General features: G+C 65.3%; 20 protein-coding genes. 7 read left to right on the forward strand and 13 right to left on the reverse strand.

Annotated elements, in window-relative coordinates; genetic code table 11:
* Positions 1-61: 61 nt before the first annotated feature.
* On the reverse strand, positions 62-388 hold the full coding sequence (gene eif1A / locus FKB36_RS00005) for a translation initiation factor eIF-1A (RefSeq protein WP_261595978.1): 327 nt from the start codon (positions 386-388) through the stop codon (positions 62-64).
* Between the two features lie 200 nt (positions 389-588).
* On the opposite strand from eif1A, the gene FKB36_RS00010 reads away from it, so the two are divergent.
* The gene (locus FKB36_RS00010) at positions 589-1,254 is read left to right on the forward strand and encodes a hypothetical protein (protein WP_261595979.1); all 666 of its coding nucleotides are present in this window, start codon (positions 589-591) and stop codon (positions 1,252-1,254) included.
* Between the two features lie 88 nt (positions 1,255-1,342).
* Entirely contained in the window at positions 1,343-2,227 is an 885-nt protein-coding gene (locus tag FKB36_RS00015; RefSeq protein ID WP_261595980.1) for a metallophosphoesterase, read from the forward strand.
* A 16-nt stretch (positions 2,228-2,243) separates the two neighbouring features.
* On the opposite strand, the gene FKB36_RS00020 is transcribed toward FKB36_RS00015, so the two are convergent.
* Positions 2,244-3,074, reverse strand: coding sequence for a restriction endonuclease (locus FKB36_RS00020; protein ID WP_261595981.1), 831 nt, complete (start codon positions 3,072-3,074; stop codon positions 2,244-2,246).
* A gap of 97 nt (positions 3,075-3,171) precedes the next feature.
* Here FKB36_RS00020 and FKB36_RS00025 point away from each other — a divergent pair, with 97 nt between their 5' ends.
* The gene (locus FKB36_RS00025; RefSeq protein ID WP_261595982.1) at positions 3,172-4,113 is read left to right on the forward strand and encodes a ketopantoate reductase family protein; all 942 of its coding nucleotides are present in this window, start codon (positions 3,172-3,174) and stop codon (positions 4,111-4,113) included.
* Positions 4,114-4,116: 3 nt separating this feature from the next.
* On the opposite strand, the gene FKB36_RS00030 is transcribed toward FKB36_RS00025, so the two are convergent.
* A complete protein-coding gene (locus tag FKB36_RS00030) occupies positions 4,117-4,296 on the reverse strand; it encodes a hypothetical protein (RefSeq protein WP_261595983.1) in 180 nt (59 codons plus the stop codon).
* A gap of 90 nt (positions 4,297-4,386) precedes the next feature.
* On the opposite strand from FKB36_RS00030, the gene FKB36_RS00035 reads away from it, so the two are divergent.
* Positions 4,387-4,872 (forward strand): flavodoxin family protein, encoded by a 486-nt coding sequence (locus tag FKB36_RS00035; RefSeq protein ID WP_261595984.1) that lies wholly within the window; start codon positions 4,387-4,389, stop codon positions 4,870-4,872.
* 7 nt (positions 4,873-4,879) lie between these two features.
* Here FKB36_RS00035 and FKB36_RS00040 read toward each other — a convergent pair whose 3' ends face one another.
* The 3 genes from FKB36_RS00040 to FKB36_RS00050 all read right to left on the reverse strand — a co-directional run bounded on the left by FKB36_RS00040 (position 4,880) and on the right by FKB36_RS00050 (position 7,136).
* Entirely contained in the window at positions 4,880-5,155 is a 276-nt protein-coding gene (locus FKB36_RS00040; RefSeq protein WP_261595985.1) for a pro-sigmaK processing inhibitor BofA family protein, read from the reverse strand.
* Between the two features lie 55 nt (positions 5,156-5,210).
* Complete coding sequence (locus FKB36_RS00045; protein WP_261595986.1) at positions 5,211-5,750, reverse strand: transglutaminase-like domain-containing protein; 540 nt, start codon at positions 5,748-5,750, stop codon at positions 5,211-5,213.
* Between the two features lie 174 nt (positions 5,751-5,924).
* The gene (locus FKB36_RS00050) at positions 5,925-7,136 is read right to left on the reverse strand and encodes a BaiN/RdsA family NAD(P)/FAD-dependent oxidoreductase (protein ID WP_261595987.1); all 1,212 of its coding nucleotides are present in this window, start codon (positions 7,134-7,136) and stop codon (positions 5,925-5,927) included.
* Between the two features lie 88 nt (positions 7,137-7,224).
* Here FKB36_RS00050 and FKB36_RS00055 point away from each other — a divergent pair, with 88 nt between their 5' ends.
* Positions 7,225-8,229: a DUF2341 domain-containing protein gene (locus FKB36_RS00055; RefSeq protein ID WP_261595988.1), complete on the forward strand. Its 1,005-nt coding sequence runs from the start codon at positions 7,225-7,227 to the stop codon at positions 8,227-8,229.
* A 12-nt stretch (positions 8,230-8,241) separates the two neighbouring features.
* The gene (locus tag FKB36_RS00060; RefSeq protein ID WP_261595989.1) at positions 8,242-8,760 is read left to right on the forward strand and encodes an LEA type 2 family protein; all 519 of its coding nucleotides are present in this window, start codon (positions 8,242-8,244) and stop codon (positions 8,758-8,760) included.
* Here the strand turns inward: FKB36_RS00060 and FKB36_RS00065 are convergent.
* From FKB36_RS00065 to FKB36_RS00080, 4 genes are read right to left on the reverse strand one after another with little or no spacing between them, the layout of a single operon-like run.
* Positions 8,730-9,653, reverse strand: a complete 924-nt coding sequence (locus tag FKB36_RS00065; protein ID WP_261595990.1) for a prenyltransferase — start codon at positions 9,651-9,653, stop codon at positions 8,730-8,732. The two genes, FKB36_RS00060 and FKB36_RS00065, sit on opposite strands and share 31 nt — an antisense overlap.
* A 53-nt stretch (positions 9,654-9,706) precedes the next feature.
* Positions 9,707-10,357 (reverse strand): hypothetical protein, encoded by a 651-nt coding sequence (locus FKB36_RS00070; RefSeq protein ID WP_261595991.1) that lies wholly within the window; start codon positions 10,355-10,357, stop codon positions 9,707-9,709.
* A 50-nt stretch (positions 10,358-10,407) separates the two neighbouring features.
* Complete coding sequence (locus FKB36_RS00075; RefSeq protein WP_261595992.1) at positions 10,408-10,698, reverse strand: DUF1294 domain-containing protein; 291 nt, start codon at positions 10,696-10,698, stop codon at positions 10,408-10,410.
* 6 nt (positions 10,699-10,704) lie between these two features.
* Positions 10,705-11,130 carry a metal-dependent transcriptional regulator gene (locus tag FKB36_RS00080; RefSeq protein WP_261595993.1) on the reverse strand — a complete coding sequence of 142 codons (426 nt, stop codon included), beginning with the start codon at positions 11,128-11,130 and terminating at the stop codon, positions 10,705-10,707.
* A gap of 331 nt (positions 11,131-11,461) precedes the next feature.
* Here FKB36_RS00080 and FKB36_RS00085 point away from each other — a divergent pair, with 331 nt between their 5' ends.
* Positions 11,462-12,358: a UbiA family prenyltransferase gene (locus FKB36_RS00085; protein ID WP_261595994.1), complete on the forward strand. Its 897-nt coding sequence runs from the start codon at positions 11,462-11,464 to the stop codon at positions 12,356-12,358.
* Here FKB36_RS00085 and FKB36_RS00090 read toward each other — a convergent pair.
* The 3 genes from FKB36_RS00090 to FKB36_RS00100 are packed head-to-tail and all read right to left on the reverse strand — an operon-like array spanning position 12,351 to position 14,706.
* Positions 12,351-12,659: a cupredoxin domain-containing protein gene (locus tag FKB36_RS00090; RefSeq protein ID WP_261595995.1), complete on the reverse strand. Its 309-nt coding sequence runs from the start codon at positions 12,657-12,659 to the stop codon at positions 12,351-12,353. The two genes, FKB36_RS00085 and FKB36_RS00090, sit on opposite strands and share 8 nt — an antisense overlap.
* 32 nt (positions 12,660-12,691) lie before the next feature.
* Positions 12,692-14,230, reverse strand: coding sequence for a DUF2298 domain-containing protein (locus tag FKB36_RS00095; protein WP_261595996.1), 1,539 nt, complete (start codon positions 14,228-14,230; stop codon positions 12,692-12,694).
* On the reverse strand, positions 14,230-14,706 hold the full coding sequence (locus tag FKB36_RS00100; RefSeq protein ID WP_261595997.1) for a DUF2298 domain-containing protein: 477 nt from the start codon (positions 14,704-14,706) through the stop codon (positions 14,230-14,232). The genes FKB36_RS00095 and FKB36_RS00100 overlap by 1 nt, the downstream gene beginning before the upstream one ends.

The following is a 14,706-nucleotide window of genomic DNA, read 5'->3' on the forward strand; positions in this document are numbered from 1 at the left end:
GTCCGGGAGGGGGTGTCCCCCTCCCGGTAACAGTCTTTTGGGACGACCTCGTGTAAAAAAATTAGAGATACCGGTTCTTCCGGAGCCACTCCACCTGGGGTCTCGTGTAGCGGTAGATAATATCGCATTTCTCGTCCTGGAAACTCCAGGGGATGACCACCAGGACGTCTCCTTCCCGGATCCAGACCTTCTTCTTGATCTTGCCCTTGATCCGCCCGGTGCGCGTCACCCCGTCGAAGCAGCGGATCCTGATATGGTTTGCCCCGAGCATCAGTTCAGCGCTCCCGAACATCTCCCGATTCCTCTTGTTCGGCAGGCGCACGCGGATAATCTCATCCCCCGATTCCCCCCCGGCGGATCCGGGTTTGCGCTTTGAAGGATCTGTCAATTCATCTACCCCATCTATCTGAGTGTTCGGTCTTTTGTGTGTCAAATTTATACAACTGCCAGGTAATCAAATATTCCCCCGCAGGCGAAGCGAGCGGCGGACCCGCTCCGGTTGGCTGCGCCAGCGGCCGGGAGCAAACCCCGGAGATGCCCGCCGGGACGGTTATGTATATCTGCCGGGAGTATCTATCCAGCGTTCCCATGGCATGCCCGGACCCCCCGCGCGGGATCTACCTCGCCTACCTCCTTCAGGGGCTCATACTCCTCGCCGCAGCCTCATGTATCCTGGCGGGAGAGTACTTCCTCGGGCTCGCGGCAACCTCCGCGTTTCTCCTGGCGACGGCACCTGCCCTCATGGCGAGAAACCTGCGTTTCTGCCTTCCCTGGGAGATCAATGTCCTCATCGCCACCTCCTTCTACATCCACGTCATGGGGCACGTCGGGGAATATTACGTCACCTTCGCTCCCTACTACGACAAACTGGCCCACCTCGTCGCCTCAGTCACCGTCGGGCTCATCGCCCTCTTTCTCGCGCTCCTCGCCGAACGCCGGGGGGAGATCCGGTTGACGGGTCCGGCGATTGTCCTCTTCATCCTGACGTCGACGCTCGCGGCGGGGGCCATCTGGGAGATCTATGAGTTCGTGGTCGACCAGGCCTTCGGCACCGGCCTCCAGTTCGGCAACACCGACACGATGCTGGATCTCATCTTCGATCTCACCGGGGGGGCGATCGTCGCCGTCTTCGCCGCTATCGTCCTCGCGAGGGGCGAGGAAGATCGGTTTGACCGGTTCTTCGCCGAACCGTCCTCCGGTGCCGAACCCCCCGAGATCGCGGGCGATCCGATCGATCCGGTCCACAGCCGCTGACCCGTCCGGATCCCATCCAGCGGATCCTATTTATATTTTGGAATTGGAATAAAATGCAGTGAATCCGAACGCACCCAGCGCACGACATATGGCGATACTCCTGCTCATCGTGCTTCCCTCCATGACAGGCTACATGGCCTGGGAGGCACGGGCCGTCGAGGTGACCGTTCTCGAGATCGACGGCGCACCCGAAGGCATCGTCTATATCACCGACCCACACGTCAAGGCGTCCAACATCGACCACGTCCGGGAGGTGATCGATGAGGTCAACCGCCTGAACCCCTCGCTCGTCCTGATCGGCGGCGACTTCGCCACCGGCGAGGAGGAAGACTTCACAGCCCAGGAGGTATGGAGGTCGCTCGACGCCCCGGCCTACGCCGTGCTCGGGAACCACGACTACCGGGTGGGGATCGACGGCCCGACGGGTGTCGAGAGGCTGTTCGCCACCCGGGCGTCGGCCGTGGTCGCCGCCGGCGCTTACGACGTCTCGTCCCTGGACGACGGCTCCGCCGACACCGCGTTTGCCGATGGACTTGCCGCGACGCTTGAAGAGAACGGGGTTCGCGTCCTCAGGAACGACTACGCCCGCGTCGACATCGGGGGTAAGGAACTCCTCATCGTCGGGGTCGACAGCGGGTGGGCGGGGATGGCGGACCCGCCCGAGGTGCCGGCGACGGACGCGTTCACCCTCTACCTCATCCACGAACCCTCCTGCCGGGCGGACTGGGACGCCGACCTCATCCTCGCCGGCCACACCCATGGCGGCCAGTTCCTCTTCCCGGTCGTCAACCAGCTCAACGACCTCGGCGTCATCGAACTCGCCGGCCTCTTTGACGACGACGGGAAGACGCCCACCTACATCTCCCGCGGGGTCTGCAGCTCGAGTCTTGCAGGAGTGGATCTCCGGTTCAACTGCCAGCCCGAGATCGTCCTCATAAACCCGACCGACGAGCAACTCCGGGCGATCGCCTGATTCGCGATCGCCTGATTCACGGCTCGAGGATGGCGCGAGCCCGCCCGGCGATCAGCAGCACCTCTTTGAGGGGGATGCCCGCGTCGTTTGCGATCGTCGCGGTGTCGCCTTCGGCGAGCTGCTTCGCCGTGACGATCCCGGCGGCGGCGAGCCGGGTGGAGACCGACCGGTTCACATTGGAGACGATAGTGATCGGGTAAGACCGCGTCTCCTCGATCATCGTCCGGAGGTTCTGTTCCTCGGGGTAATCCCACCCGATGTGGTCGATCCCCCGGCAGGCGGCGTAACGCTTCGCATGCTCGGAGAGTTTGGTGTTGCAGACGATCAGGGCGCCGTCGATATCAACGACGCACCGCCCCGACCGGAACCCCTCCTGGAGGTCTTCGATGATCGCCCGGGCGATCCGGCCTTCGTCGAGGCCGGTCACCCGGTGATGGCTGACGTGGTGTTTCACCTCGACGAAGACAGTCGTGCCGTCCTTCTCTGCGATGGCATCCACCTCGTGCTCCCCGCACCGGCCGTTGAGGACGCACCCGGTTCTGACCCGGTAGCCGTGTTCACGGAGGAGGACCCGCACGAACTCCTCGAAGTCCGGTTTCGGGTGGAGGAGACCGAGCGCTCTTCTGAGGTTCGTCCGGTGGCCGACGGCGGGGCGGACGGTCCGGGCACGGGAGCGGATCATCCGGAGGACCGCGGCGGTCCTCACCCCGTCCGGCACCGACTCCTCGATCTCGCCAGCGATCCGTTCGGCGTCCCCGGCGCCGAGACCCATCCTCTGGAGTGTCCGCTGCACCTTCACCGTATCGAACGGCTGCCGGCCGCCGTCGGCCTTCGTGACGTGCTTCATCTGGTACCGTAGCTCGGTTCCACAGATGAAAAGCGTTCGCTATCCGGCTCTCCCACCGTACACCGTTATCGTCTTTTAGGTCCAATGTAACTTCGAGATGGAGTCACTGCAGCGTCCGGTCATCCTTATCCTCGGTGCAGGGGCGGTCGGCCTCGCCCTCGCCGGGAGGCTTGCCGCGGCCGCATCGGTCTACGCGGCCTGCCGGCCGGTTCACGCCGCCGCGATCCGGGATCGGGGCCTCGTGATGGAGGGGATCTGGGGGGATGCGACCATCAGGGAGGTCATCCCTGTCACGGGGCCGGACGAGGTCCCGCCGGCGGTCGACTTCGTCATCGTCACCGCGAAGGGAACCGGCACCCGGGCGATCTGCGCGGACTACGCCGGGGTGATCCGGGGCAGGCCGACGGCAAGCCTCCAGAACGGGATCGGGAACGAGGATATCATAGCGGAGTACACCAATACCGTCATCGGCGGGACCGTGACGACGAACTTCTCGGTCGCGGGCCCGGGGCACGTCCGGGTCTTGAGCGAGAGCGCCCCGATGCGGTTCGGGGCCTGGTCGGGCGACGGTGATGCCCTCCGGGAACTGATCGGGATCGTCCGCTCCGCCGGGATCCCGGTCGAACCCGAACCCGATATCCGTGCGGGCAAGTGGGCGAAAGCCCTCCTCAACATCGCGGTGAACCCGATCTGCGCTCTCCTCCGCGCACCGGTCGGGGTCGCTGCCGAGAAAGAGATCCGGGGGATCGTCGACGGCCTCATCCGCGAGACCTTCGCCGTCGCCGGTGCCGAAGGGGTCCACCTCCCCTGGGCGACCGCCGACGACTACCTCGCCTACCTCTTCGGCGTCCAGGTGCCTGACTTCGCCACGGTCTACCCTTCGATGTACCACGATCTCCGCCAGGCCCGCCGGACGGAGATCGATCTCCTCAACGGTTACGTGGCAGACCTCGGGGAGCGCCACGGGATCGCGACACCGTACAACCGGTGCATCGCCGCCCTCGTCCGCTACGCACAGACGCATCCTGACGGACGGTGATCCTCACTCTCTCTCGAGGCTTGCGGCGAGCCTCCGGGCGGCCTCTTTTGCATTTGCTTCCGTCCGCCACAGCCCGGTCTTTCCGATGGGATTTTCTTCCCGGTCGTAGAGCTCCACGTAGTAACCGCCGTCCTGGCGGGAGAACCGGACTTCGCCGACGATACCGGGGCCGTATTCCTGCATGCCCCAATCTTATCTGCAGTTGGTTATGATGGTTCCGCGTCCTGCTGCTCTATATGCGATGAGTGTACTATCCCCCACGGAGTGATGGTGATGATCCTCATCGTATACTACTCCGGCGAGGGGCATACGGAAAAGGTGGCGACGGCGCTTGCAGAAAAGGTCGGGGGCCGGCTTGCGAGGATAGAGCCGGTCTCGGAAGCGGGGATGTTTCGGAAAGGCATGATGGCGATGTTCGGGATGCGGGCGGAGATCCGCCCGGTGAAGACGGATCTCGCCGACGTCGACTTCCTGGTCGTCGCAACCCCCGTCTGGTCGCGGAAGGTTCCGCCCTACGTCAACGAGTATCTCTCGAAGGTTACGGGCGCCGCGGGAAAACCCTTCTCGGTGCTCGTGGAGATGAGCGGTTCCGGGGCGGAGAGCGCCGTCGAGATCGTGAGAAAAAGCCTTGAGGCGAAGGGGATGCGGTTCGTCTCCTCGGCCGTGACGGTCGAGAGCGATGTCGATGCCGGGCGGTTCGGCCCGACGATCGAGGAGTTCGCCCGGACGATCGCACCGATTGCTGTCCCGGCCGCCTGAAGTCCTCTTACAGCCCCAGCGGTATTCCGAGGAGGTGCAGCACCACGGTGACGATGATACCGAACACCCCGCCGATTGCGCAGATCAGGACGGTGAGGATGTTGATCGGGATGTCGGGCCGGCCGACGAGTTGCATCAGGTCGAGGAGGTTGATGAGCCAGAGCAGGACCACGCCCACGACGGCGTTGATGATGAGGCCGGTCACGCTCTTTACGGTCTTGTAGAGGATGTACGCAAGGACGATCACCAGGATCAGAGCCAGGAGTCCCGTGAGTAAGCTCATACCGATCGTACGATGCGACGGGTATTGAACGTTCCTCTGCGGGGGGAAGGGCCGCCTAAAGGTAGCCCAGCGTCTCGAAGAGCGGCTGGAAGCAGACTCCCTCGCCGAGTTTCACGCACCGTACCGCAGGGTTTCCCTCGTAGGCGCCCATCGTCCGGCCGTCGCCGAGTTCGACCCAGTCGTGGACGGCGATGCCCTTCCCGCGGATCTCGACGTGGAGGGCGCTCGTCCGGAACGCTTCCTTGTCCCAGATCATGATGCCGTGGACGGGGCGGGCGCTGATGCCGTTCTGCCGGAGGACTTCCGCCCGGAGGAGCGCGAGATCGGTGCAGTCGCCCACCCCGTAGGCGAGGGTCGCGTTGAGGCCCACCGGGAAGAGGCGGGGAGACCCGTCGACGCAGGCGAACGTCATCCGGCCCACCCGGTCGAGGAGGGTATCTTCCGGGAGGGGTTCGGATAGGAAGGCGATCCTCTCCGCCTCTGCTTCGCCGACTGTGTCAAAGGCGCCATTCCCCCCTCCGCCGTCATAGATCAGGTGTCCCTGGGGGGTGAGGAGGGAGAGGAGGAATATCGCGTTAAGAATGCCCCAAACCACGTTATTTGCCTGATATATTTTAATGTTTTTTAATCTATATCAGGACTTCTATTTTTGTTACAGACATATATATGGAGAATACGCGATTTACCGGTTTATGATCAGGAGAAGAGTTCCGGGCGCGCACCACGAAAGAGATGGATCTCGCCATGCGCGGTCTGGCAAGATAGGGGATCACCGGGAGGCGGCGATCTGCCGTGCGGCGAGGGCCGCGGTGGAGAACGCGGCCTGGAGGTTGTAGCCGCCGGTGTCGCCGTCGATATCGAGCACCTCGCCGATGCAGTAGAGGTTCGGGACAGTCCTGGATGCCATCGTCTTCGGGTTGATCCCTCCGAGGGCGACCCCGCCCCGCGTCGCCATCGCCTCACCAAACCCGCCGAGCCGCTCCACCCGGAAGGGGAATCCGGCAAGGGATTCGGCGAGGGTGTCCCTGGCCTTCTTTCCAAGGTGCGCACAGGTCGCTCCCGCCGGAATCCCGGCGAGGTCGAGGAGCCGCCGGACGAACCGCTCCGGGAGAGGGAGGACGGTCTTCACCTGCCGGGCCCCGCCCGCCGCTATCGCGTCGGCGAGGCGCTTTCGCACCTCCTCCGCGCCCGCCCCGGGGATGAACGTGACCCGGAGGACGTCGGCCGGGAGGATGTGGCGGGAGAGGTCGAGGATGCCCGGACCCGAGAGCCCGGTGTGCGTGAAGAGGAGGTCGCCGGTATGCTGCCCGACACGTTTCCCGTCGCGGTAGACGGAGAGGGTGATATTCTGGAAAGATATCCCGGCGAGGTCGGCGAACGGGTAGTCCTCGACGTAGACCGGGGTAAGCGCCGGAGCAACCTCCGTCGTCGGCTGCCCGAGGGCCCGGGCGAAGGCGTAGCCGTCCCCGGTCGAGCCGGTGGCGGGGTAGGAGGCGCCGCCGGTGGCGATGACGAGGGTGTCGGCCCGGACGGTCTCCTTCGCCGTGACCAGGAACCCGTCGCCGTCGCGCTCGACGGCCCGGACGGGGTCGCTATGCCGGATCTCCACCCCGCGGGCGGCGCACTCCGCGAGGAGGACGGCGAGGACGTCGGCGGCCTTCCGGGTCTGTGGGAAGATCTTCCCCCCGGGCTCGGTCTCCATGCGAAGCCCCCGGTCGGCGAAGAACCCGATGAGGTCGCGGTTGGTGAAGTTCATGAGCGCGGGCCGCAGGAACGTGCCGTGGTCGCCGTAGCGGGAGAGGAAGTCGGCGATCTCGCCGTCGTGGGTGATGTTGCACTGCCCCGACCCGGTGATGAGGAGTTTTCGGCCCGCCGCGGGCTTCTTCTCGAAGACGATGACGGTTCTCCCGGCGCCTGCGGCCCGGAGGGCGCAGAAGAGCCCGGCGGGCCCTCCCCCGATGATCGCGATGGTCTCGTTCACGGTACTGATCGGTCGCCCCCACGAAGCATCAGTATTGGGGTGCGCCGGCCGCCAGATGGATATAGGGGCGGGTTCTCATGGGGGCACCATGAACCTCACCTGGATCGCTCTCCTCACAGGGCTCGCGCTCCTCACCGCCCCGGCGGCTGCGGAGGTGAGCCCGCGCTACTGGCTGGACGATACCGCCGGGACCTTCTCCCACCAACAGATGGTATCGGTCGAGAACCCCTCCGCCGTCGACGGTCTCGCGGTCTCGTTCAACGCCACATACCTCCCCGGGATGCGGCCGGACTTCGCCGATATCCGGTTTACAGACACGAACGGGACTCCTCTCCCCTACTGGATCGAGAACACGACCGCCGGCTCCCACGCCCGCGTCTGGCTCGCCCTCCCGGCGAGGGCGACGGCGGTGACCATGCTCTACGGCAACCCCGACGCCCGGGAGGCCGGCGACCCCGACGCGGTCTTCCCCTTCTTCGAGGACTACGAGCAGGGCGACCTCTCGCGGTGGTCGTCCTGCGGCTCGAGCGCCCTCGTTCAGTCGGAAGTCGTCCGCAGCGGTGGATATGCCGGGGATATCAACGTCTCCGACCCGGACCTCCCGGAGTTCAACGAGAGAAGGGTCTGTACCGCGAATATCTCCGCGGGCCCGCTGGTGATCGAGGGGGACTTCCGGGTCAGCGAGTTCGGGAGGTGGTGCGGGTCGGGCTACATCCAGGCCTGGAACGGAACCGACCGGCTCTATGCCCTCCACCTCAGGAACGGGTCGGTGCAGCACTACTACGACGGCGACCACCGGAACTTCTCCGCCGATAGACAGGCTGAGACCGATACCTGGTACCACGTCAGGGTTGTTTTAGATACGCCGAACGCCACCGAACACGCCTGGATGGACGGCGAATACCTGGGGAGCGCACCCCTGCGGTTTGCCGACGGGTCGCCGGTGCCGGAGGATGTGATCTTTGACGACTTTGCCCTGATCGGGTCGTCCGCGTGGTATTCCGGCGACCCGCACCACTTCTACGCCGACAACGTCGTCGTCAGGAAGTACGTCCCGGTCGAGCCGGTGCTCTCCTACGGGGACGGTTCATAGAGGGGGAACGGGATGTCGCGGCAGACCTCTATCCCGGCAGGGGGGATACGGCGCACCGCCGTCACCCTCCTTATCGCCGTCCTGCTCTGCAGCGCCGGCTGTATGGCTCCCGCGCTCCAGGAGCCGACCATCACCCTCAGCGGGGTCGGGATAGAGAACATCACCCCGGGGAGCACCGATCTCTTGCTCCACTTCATCATCGACAACCCCAACCCCATCGGTGCCACCCTGACCCGGGTCTCGTTCGATGTCTACTTTATCGACGGCGGACAATGGGTCTTCCTCGCACACGGGGAGCGGGGAGGGTTTGAGATCCAGCCCAACGCCGAGACGGCAGTCTCCATCCCGGTGACCGTCGATAACCTGCGGCTGGTGCAGGGGCTCCTTCAGGGTCTCGCGGACGGGGGGGTCACGCTCCGGGTGACGGGGTCGGGGGTCCTCGACTTCGACATTACGACCTTCGAGGTCCCCTTCGACCGGACGGTGGAGGTTCGGCCGGGTCAGGCCCGAGAGGCCGCGAGGATGAAGTAGAGGACAACGAGCCCCTGGAAGAGGAAGTAACCCTTGATGTTCGCGGTGGCATACCGGAGGGCGCACGCCCGCTCCGCGCACCGGTGCGAGAATCCCCAGAGAGCAATCCCGAGCGGGATGAGTGAGAAGAGCGCCACCGGCCGGAAGTCCACGGGTGCGAAGAAGCCGGCGAGGGCGAGGAAGGTGAGCGCCGCGGTCGCGAGAGACGCCGCGAGGGCGATGAGCGAAAAACCGAAGATCCGGCCTCTTCGGACGATGAGCGTCCGCTTCCCTCCGGCGATGTCGCCCTCCCGGTCCGGGATCTCGACGCTCGTGATGAAGACGAGCCCGTAGAGCGAGAGCGGGACGGCGAACGCGAAGAAGGAGGCATCCAGCGTTCCCATCGCGACGAAGTAGCCCGCCCCCGGCATCAGGAGGCCGAAGGTGATCATGTTCGTGACCTCGCCGAGGTTACGGTAGGCAAGCGCAATCGGCGGGGCCGTGTAGAACCAGCCGAGCAGGTTCCCCGCTACACCGAAGACGAGGAAGACGACCGGGTAGTCGTAGACGGTCACGAAGAGATACCCGATCAGGACCGAGACCGCCATCAGGGCGACCGCTGCCCGGAGCGCGGCGGGTTTCAGGCCGGGGTTGGCGGCGAGGACGCCGCTCCCCCCGGATATCGGCGACGTCTCGACGAACTGGTCGGCGTCGGCATCGAAGTAGTCGTTGCTGTAGTGGACGGAGAGGTGCGCCGCCGCCATCGCCACGTAGCCGACGAGAAACTGGGCCGGGGTGAACTGCGCCCCGAGGAGATGCGCAAGGAGCGCGGCGGCGGTGAACGGGATGAAGCCCGAGAGGAGGAAAGGGAACCGGCCGAGCCTGATGAACTGCGAGAATGCGTGGGTGTCCATGAGGGTCTCCGCCGCGGGATGGGGGAGCCGGGTATATAGCCTTTATCCGGGGCCTAACTCTCGTCGCAGGCGAGGAGCGGCACCACCGCCCGCAGCGCATCGACGCCCCCTTCGACGTAGATGAGGCCGAGAACCGCCCGGGCAAGGGTCTCCTTCTCCCTCACGAGCCCCTCGCCGTCGGGAGCGTGCCCCGCGCCGATCCGGTTCCCGTGAAGGCCCCAGCGGTCGGAGAGAGCCGCGAGGTCCAGCGTCCCGGCGTCTCTCCCCGGGAGGACCTTCAGCCGCAGGGTCACGTCGCCGATGAGGGCGAGGGCGTGGGAGTCGTCGGCGAAGTTTCCAAGCATTGAGAGGTCGTTTGCAGATATCGGGAGCGCGTCTTCAGGAAACCCGGCGAGGATATCCGAGAAGAGCCGCTTCGTAGAGGGGGCCATCAGAATTCGGATAGGCCCGTCCGGGCTGTGGAAAGCATGCCCGGTCTCCTGTTCGATCCGGGGAAGGATGCGCTCTGTCACACGAGCGGCCTGCTCCGCCAGGCGGCCAGTCGCCCTGCACCACCCCCGTATCCGCCGGAGCCGCCGCAACCGCCGGGCCGAACGCCGGTGCGCAGGCAGGTACTCCAGACGGTACTCGCACATGAGCCCGTCCTGCAGCGCCGCGAGGGTCTCCTTGAGCGGGCGGGAGAGCGGCCCGTACTCGTACGCCATACAGTAGGGTGAGATAACGGATTGGTTATACTTTTGTCAGTGGTAAACCGTCATCCGCTGACGAGCGGCCACACGTGACTCGCGACGAGCGCGGCGGCGATCACGAGGTGCAGGCAGAGGAAGATGGGGACGAGCCTGAAGACCGGCTTCTGCGTCTTGTGCCGGAAGAGACGCATCGCGGCATATGCGCCCAGCGGCCCGAAGAACGCGATGCCGAGGAGCGTCTTCTCCGGCGTCCTCCACGCCGAGCGTTTCGCCGACCGTTTGTCGTGGTAGTATGCAAGGAACGAAGCGACGTTTATGAGGAGGTAGACCGTTATCAAGGCTGGAATGAGAGTCATATCGCGTCAATCTCCCCCTGCGGGAGCGCTCTTTGGGATCCGCTCAGATATCCCCGATTCCGACCGTAATTCCTCCACAAGCGCCCGGATCTGCCGGATCGTCGCCGGGTGGAGTTCATGCTCCATGTAGCAGGCATCGGACTCGGCGATCTTCTCCGGGACATGGATGATCTTCAGGAACTCCTTCAGGGTATCGTGGCGGGACTTGACGGCCTGTGCAACCTCGCGCCCGGCGGGTTTCAGGACCACGCCCTCGTAGCGCCGGTACTCGACGAGCCCCATCCCATCGAGTTTCCGGAACATCTCCACGACGCTCGAGGGGCTCAGGTCCAGTTCGCACGCCACATCCTTCGTGCGGGCGTAGCCCTTCTTCAGCGTGACGTTGAGGATGGCTTCGAGGTAGTCCTCGGCCTTTCGGCTGAGATTCTTCACAGGAGATCTCTTCTTCATGACAATCAAAAGATGTTGCTGTCTGGTCGTTCTCCTCTATCCCGGGTGAGCCCGTGTCACACCGGGGGGAGGATGCAGCCAACCGCTATCAACCCGACCTGCATTCGTCCGTAGAGTAATGTATACTACTCGGCTTTTATCAAGGTAGGCCTAACATTTTTCGGAAAATGCTCCCCATCCGAGATCATCCCGGCATCCCCGGGGCCAGAGGATGAAGACTCCGGCGAGAGATACCGCATAACCGGAGTGTTCAAAGCCCGGGGTCGGTGGGATCCGGCGACAGGTATTTGAGCGCGGACAGAGAGTTCGCGTTATGAGAGAGAGCCTTGTGGCGCTTGCAGACCTGACCCGTGCCCACTTCTTCTTCGTCTGGCCCCTGCTCTTCTGCTCGGGGCTCGCGCTCGCGTTTGAGAACTACGGCGGGTTCTCGTGGGTGCTCGTCGGCCGGGCGGCGCTGATCGGGCTCTTCGGGTTTACGGCAGGGCTCGTCCTGAACGACTACATCGACCGCGAGTATGACAGAAGAGACGTCGACGGCTCGCTCACCCGCTACTGGCGGCCGTTCGGCGAGCGGCCGATTCCTGCGGGAAGACTCTCCCCCCGCGCAGCGTTCGCCGTCTTTCTCCTCCTCGCCGGTTTCGCGGCCGCGCTCGCGGTAACCCTCCCTTCGCCGCAGAACCTCTACGTCCTCGGGATCATGGGCTACTCCTACCTGGTCGAGTACTTCTACCAGACGAAGAAACGCGGCCAGACCATCCCCCTCGCCCAGGTCATCGGGCGGACGGACTTCGCCCTCTTTCCCGTCGCCGGCTACCTGGTGCACGGGAACCCTGATGCGACCGCTCTCCTCTTCTTCCTCTTCTTCTATCCGTGGACGCTCGCGCACCTCGGGGCAAACGACATCGCCGATATCGCAAACGACCGCGCCCGGGGGATGGCGACGATCCCGGTCCTCTACGGGATGAAGGGCGCTGCCGCCTGGGTTCTCGGGTTCTCGGCCGTCCACGCCGCGATGGCGGTCGTCTTCGGCCTCACCCTCGGGCCGGTAACCCTCGCCGGGTTCGCCGCGGGACTCGTCCTCCTCGGGGCGGCGAACGCCATCATCCATAGAGAGAAGGATGCGGACGCCGCGATGCGGGCGCTCCCGCTCATGCATGCGACCGTGATCGTCTACGCAGTCGCGATCATCGCAGGAGCCGTGCTTACGTGACGATGAACGCCCCGTGCATCGCAGGGTGGACGTCGCACCGGAAGAAGTAGTTCCCCGGGGTCTCGGGCGCCGTGAGGGTGTAGGTCGTCCGGGTCGGGCCGGTGACGACCTCGCCGACGAAGATTGCGTCGGCCGCGGAAGAGTCCGTGTAGACCGCGACGTTGTGCGGGACGCCGTCATCCCGGTTGTCGAACTCGATCGTCACCTCCGCTCCCGCGGGGACCGTGATCGTCTCCGTACTGAAACCGAAGTTCTCGGCCGCGATCGCGACCGTCGTCGTGATTACGGTTGTTCGTGCCATGAGCCCCACCAGGTATCCGGGAGGGATAAAGATTACCCGGCCCGCTCGTAGATCCGGACCCCACCCCCGTCGTAGACGAGCAAAAGCCCCCGGTCGGGAAGCCGGACGTTGTAGCGCTCTCGTTCAGGCTCGCCGACGTAGAGGAGGGTCGCGTTGTACTTCTCCATCAGCACGACGGCCTCCGCCGGATCTTCGTAGATCGCCCGGATATCCGCCGGGCGCTCCGTGTACCACGCTCCGTTCCCCCGCCAGGTCAGTTCGTGGCCGATCTGTCCGAGGATCGCTGGGATGCCGGTAAAGGATGAGACACGAGAGTAGTAGCCGTAATCGCCGTTCTCCGCCTCGACGATCCGGTGGTCGCCGTCGAGCGTCCGGAGGTAGTCGACCGCCGCGGCCTCCCCGGGCCGGGTGGCGTCGAGGTAGGCGAGGCCGTCCAGGGTGTGGTAACTCTCCGGCGGGTAGTCGATCCCGAGGAGCCCCCGGCCGATATCGATCTCGAGGGCGACCGGGGCGGCGATGAGAGCGGCGGCGGCGACGACCGCGACCCACCGGCTCGCCCGGGGGAGGACCGATCGCCGCCCGGCAAGCCAGCCCCCGGCGATGAGGAGGGAACCCGTGCCGAGCAGGATCCAGGCGTCGAAGTAGAACTTGAAGACGGTGTTGAACCGGCTGTAGTCGCCCCCGAGCATCTCCTTGAGGTAGAAGACCTCGCAGAGGGCGAGCACAGCAAGGCCGGCGATGCAGAGGAGGTCGGCAAACGAGCGCTCCCGCCGGAGGAAGAGGTAGGCGAGCGGCACCAGGACGATCGCAAGAGCCGTATACCCGATGGCGAGCGCCGGGACGGCTACGGCAAGCGCCACCGGGGCCCGCCGGATATCCCGGGCGATGGCCGCGTAAGCGATACCGAGAAACCCGCCCCAGACCGCGAGGAAGGCGAGCGGATCGGTGGGGGGAAGGCCCCACCCGATCCCGCCGATACCCGCGGGCTCGAGGTCGAGGTAGTAGGGGAGGTAGATCGCGAGAGCGAGCGCCGGGACCGCCACGGCGGCGACAAGCGTGGAGCGGTCGCGCCCGGAGAGGAGGAGGACGAGGAGGAAGATTGCGACGGCGGGGGCGTAGACGAGAGCGTCCCAGGAGGAGAGGAGCGGCATCGAGCCGACGGAGAGAGCGAGGAGGAGGGTGAGGCCGAACCTTCCCGGGGCGTCGAGTCCGCGCCAGCGACACCAGGCAAAGGCGAGGAGGAAGATGAGGAAGACCTGGTTGAAGACCGCTATCTCGAAGGCGTGGACGTTCCCGAGGAAGAGGGAGAAGACCGGGAACTCGAACCGGCCGCCGGGGATGATCCAGTTGGTATCCTGGAAGGCCGAGTAGATCCCGTCGCCCGCGGCGAGGAACCAGACGACCGACGGCGGGACGAGGAGGAGGACCGCGAGCGGGAGCCACCGCCACCGGGGAAGGATGAGGTGGCCGAGCGCGTAGAGCATGACAAACGCCGTCCCGTAGACCGTGGCCGGGACGAGGTTGAAGGCCACCTCCGAGGGTATCCCCGTGACGATTGCAAGGGAGCCCATCAGCCAGTGGCCGAGGTAGTAGTAGACGGTGAGAGGCGCCCGCCCGAAAACCAGGGGTCGAGCGGGGGCACCACGGGCTCGCGGATGATGCTCGCGATGAAGGCGTGGTTCATGTACTGTTCGCTGAAGTAGCCGATGAGAGGGTTTGTGAACCGGACGGAGAGGGCGAAGAGGAACCCGACGAGGAAGACCGCGTCCCAGGAGAGGAGGCTTCTGATCTCGGAGAACCGGTAGTCGCCCCGCCGGATGCCGTAGACGCCGAGGGCGAGGAAGACGAGGAGCGCGAGGGCGACCGGGGCGTGGAAGAGGCCGCAGTACCAGGTCGCGAGGGCGAAGAGGAGGAGGGAGGCCGGGTAGGCCGCCGGGTAGGCGTAGTCCCCGAGCGCCGGGCGGAGCCGGGGCCAGAGGGCCATCTGCAGCCCTTTGAGGAGACCGGCCCAGAGGAGCACGTCGCATGCCTGGAGGAGGAGGTTCAC

Source organism: Methanoculleus formosensis (assembly GCF_025384765.1).
GTDB lineage: Archaea > Halobacteriota > Methanomicrobia > Methanomicrobiales > Methanoculleaceae > Methanoculleus > Methanoculleus formosensis.

Excerpts from the sequence above, each read along its gene's own strand:
- FKB36_RS00075 (WP_261595992.1), bottom strand. The coding sequence starts at position 10,698 with ATGACTCTCATTCCAGCCTTGATAACGGTCTACCTCCTCATAAACGTC.
- FKB36_RS00010 (WP_261595979.1), top strand. The coding sequence starts at position 589 with ATGGCATGCCCGGACCCCCCGCGCGGGATCTACCTCGCCTACCTCCTT.
- FKB36_RS00090 (WP_261595995.1), bottom strand. The coding sequence starts at position 12,659 with ATGGCACGAACAACCGTAATCACGACGACGGTCGCGATCGCGGCCGAG.
- FKB36_RS00040 (WP_261595985.1), bottom strand. The coding sequence starts at position 5,155 with ATGAGCTTACTCACGGGACTCCTGGCTCTGATCCTGGTGATCGTCCTT.
- FKB36_RS00060 (WP_261595989.1), top strand. The coding sequence starts at position 8,242 with ATGTCGCGGCAGACCTCTATCCCGGCAGGGGGGATACGGCGCACCGCC.
- FKB36_RS00015 (WP_261595980.1), top strand. The coding sequence starts at position 1,343 with ATGGCGATACTCCTGCTCATCGTGCTTCCCTCCATGACAGGCTACATG.
- FKB36_RS00070 (WP_261595991.1), bottom strand. The coding sequence starts at position 10,357 with ATGGCGTACGAGTACGGGCCGCTCTCCCGCCCGCTCAAGGAGACCCTC.
- FKB36_RS00055 (WP_261595988.1), top strand. The coding sequence starts at position 7,225 with ATGAACCTCACCTGGATCGCTCTCCTCACAGGGCTCGCGCTCCTCACC.
- FKB36_RS00025 (WP_261595982.1), top strand. The coding sequence starts at position 3,172 with ATGGAGTCACTGCAGCGTCCGGTCATCCTTATCCTCGGTGCAGGGGCG.
- FKB36_RS00030 (WP_261595983.1), bottom strand. The coding sequence starts at position 4,296 with ATGCAGGAATACGGCCCCGGTATCGTCGGCGAAGTCCGGTTCTCCCGC.
- FKB36_RS00035 (WP_261595984.1), top strand. The coding sequence starts at position 4,387 with ATGATCCTCATCGTATACTACTCCGGCGAGGGGCATACGGAAAAGGTG.
- FKB36_RS00065 (WP_261595990.1), bottom strand. The coding sequence starts at position 9,653 with ATGGACACCCACGCATTCTCGCAGTTCATCAGGCTCGGCCGGTTCCCT.
- FKB36_RS00085 (WP_261595994.1), top strand. The coding sequence starts at position 11,462 with ATGAGAGAGAGCCTTGTGGCGCTTGCAGACCTGACCCGTGCCCACTTC.
- FKB36_RS00020 (WP_261595981.1), bottom strand. The coding sequence starts at position 3,074 with ATGAAGCACGTCACGAAGGCCGACGGCGGCCGGCAGCCGTTCGATACG.
- FKB36_RS00095 (WP_261595996.1), bottom strand. The coding sequence starts at position 14,230 with ATGGGCTCCCTTGCAATCGTCACGGGGATACCCTCGGAGGTGGCCTTC.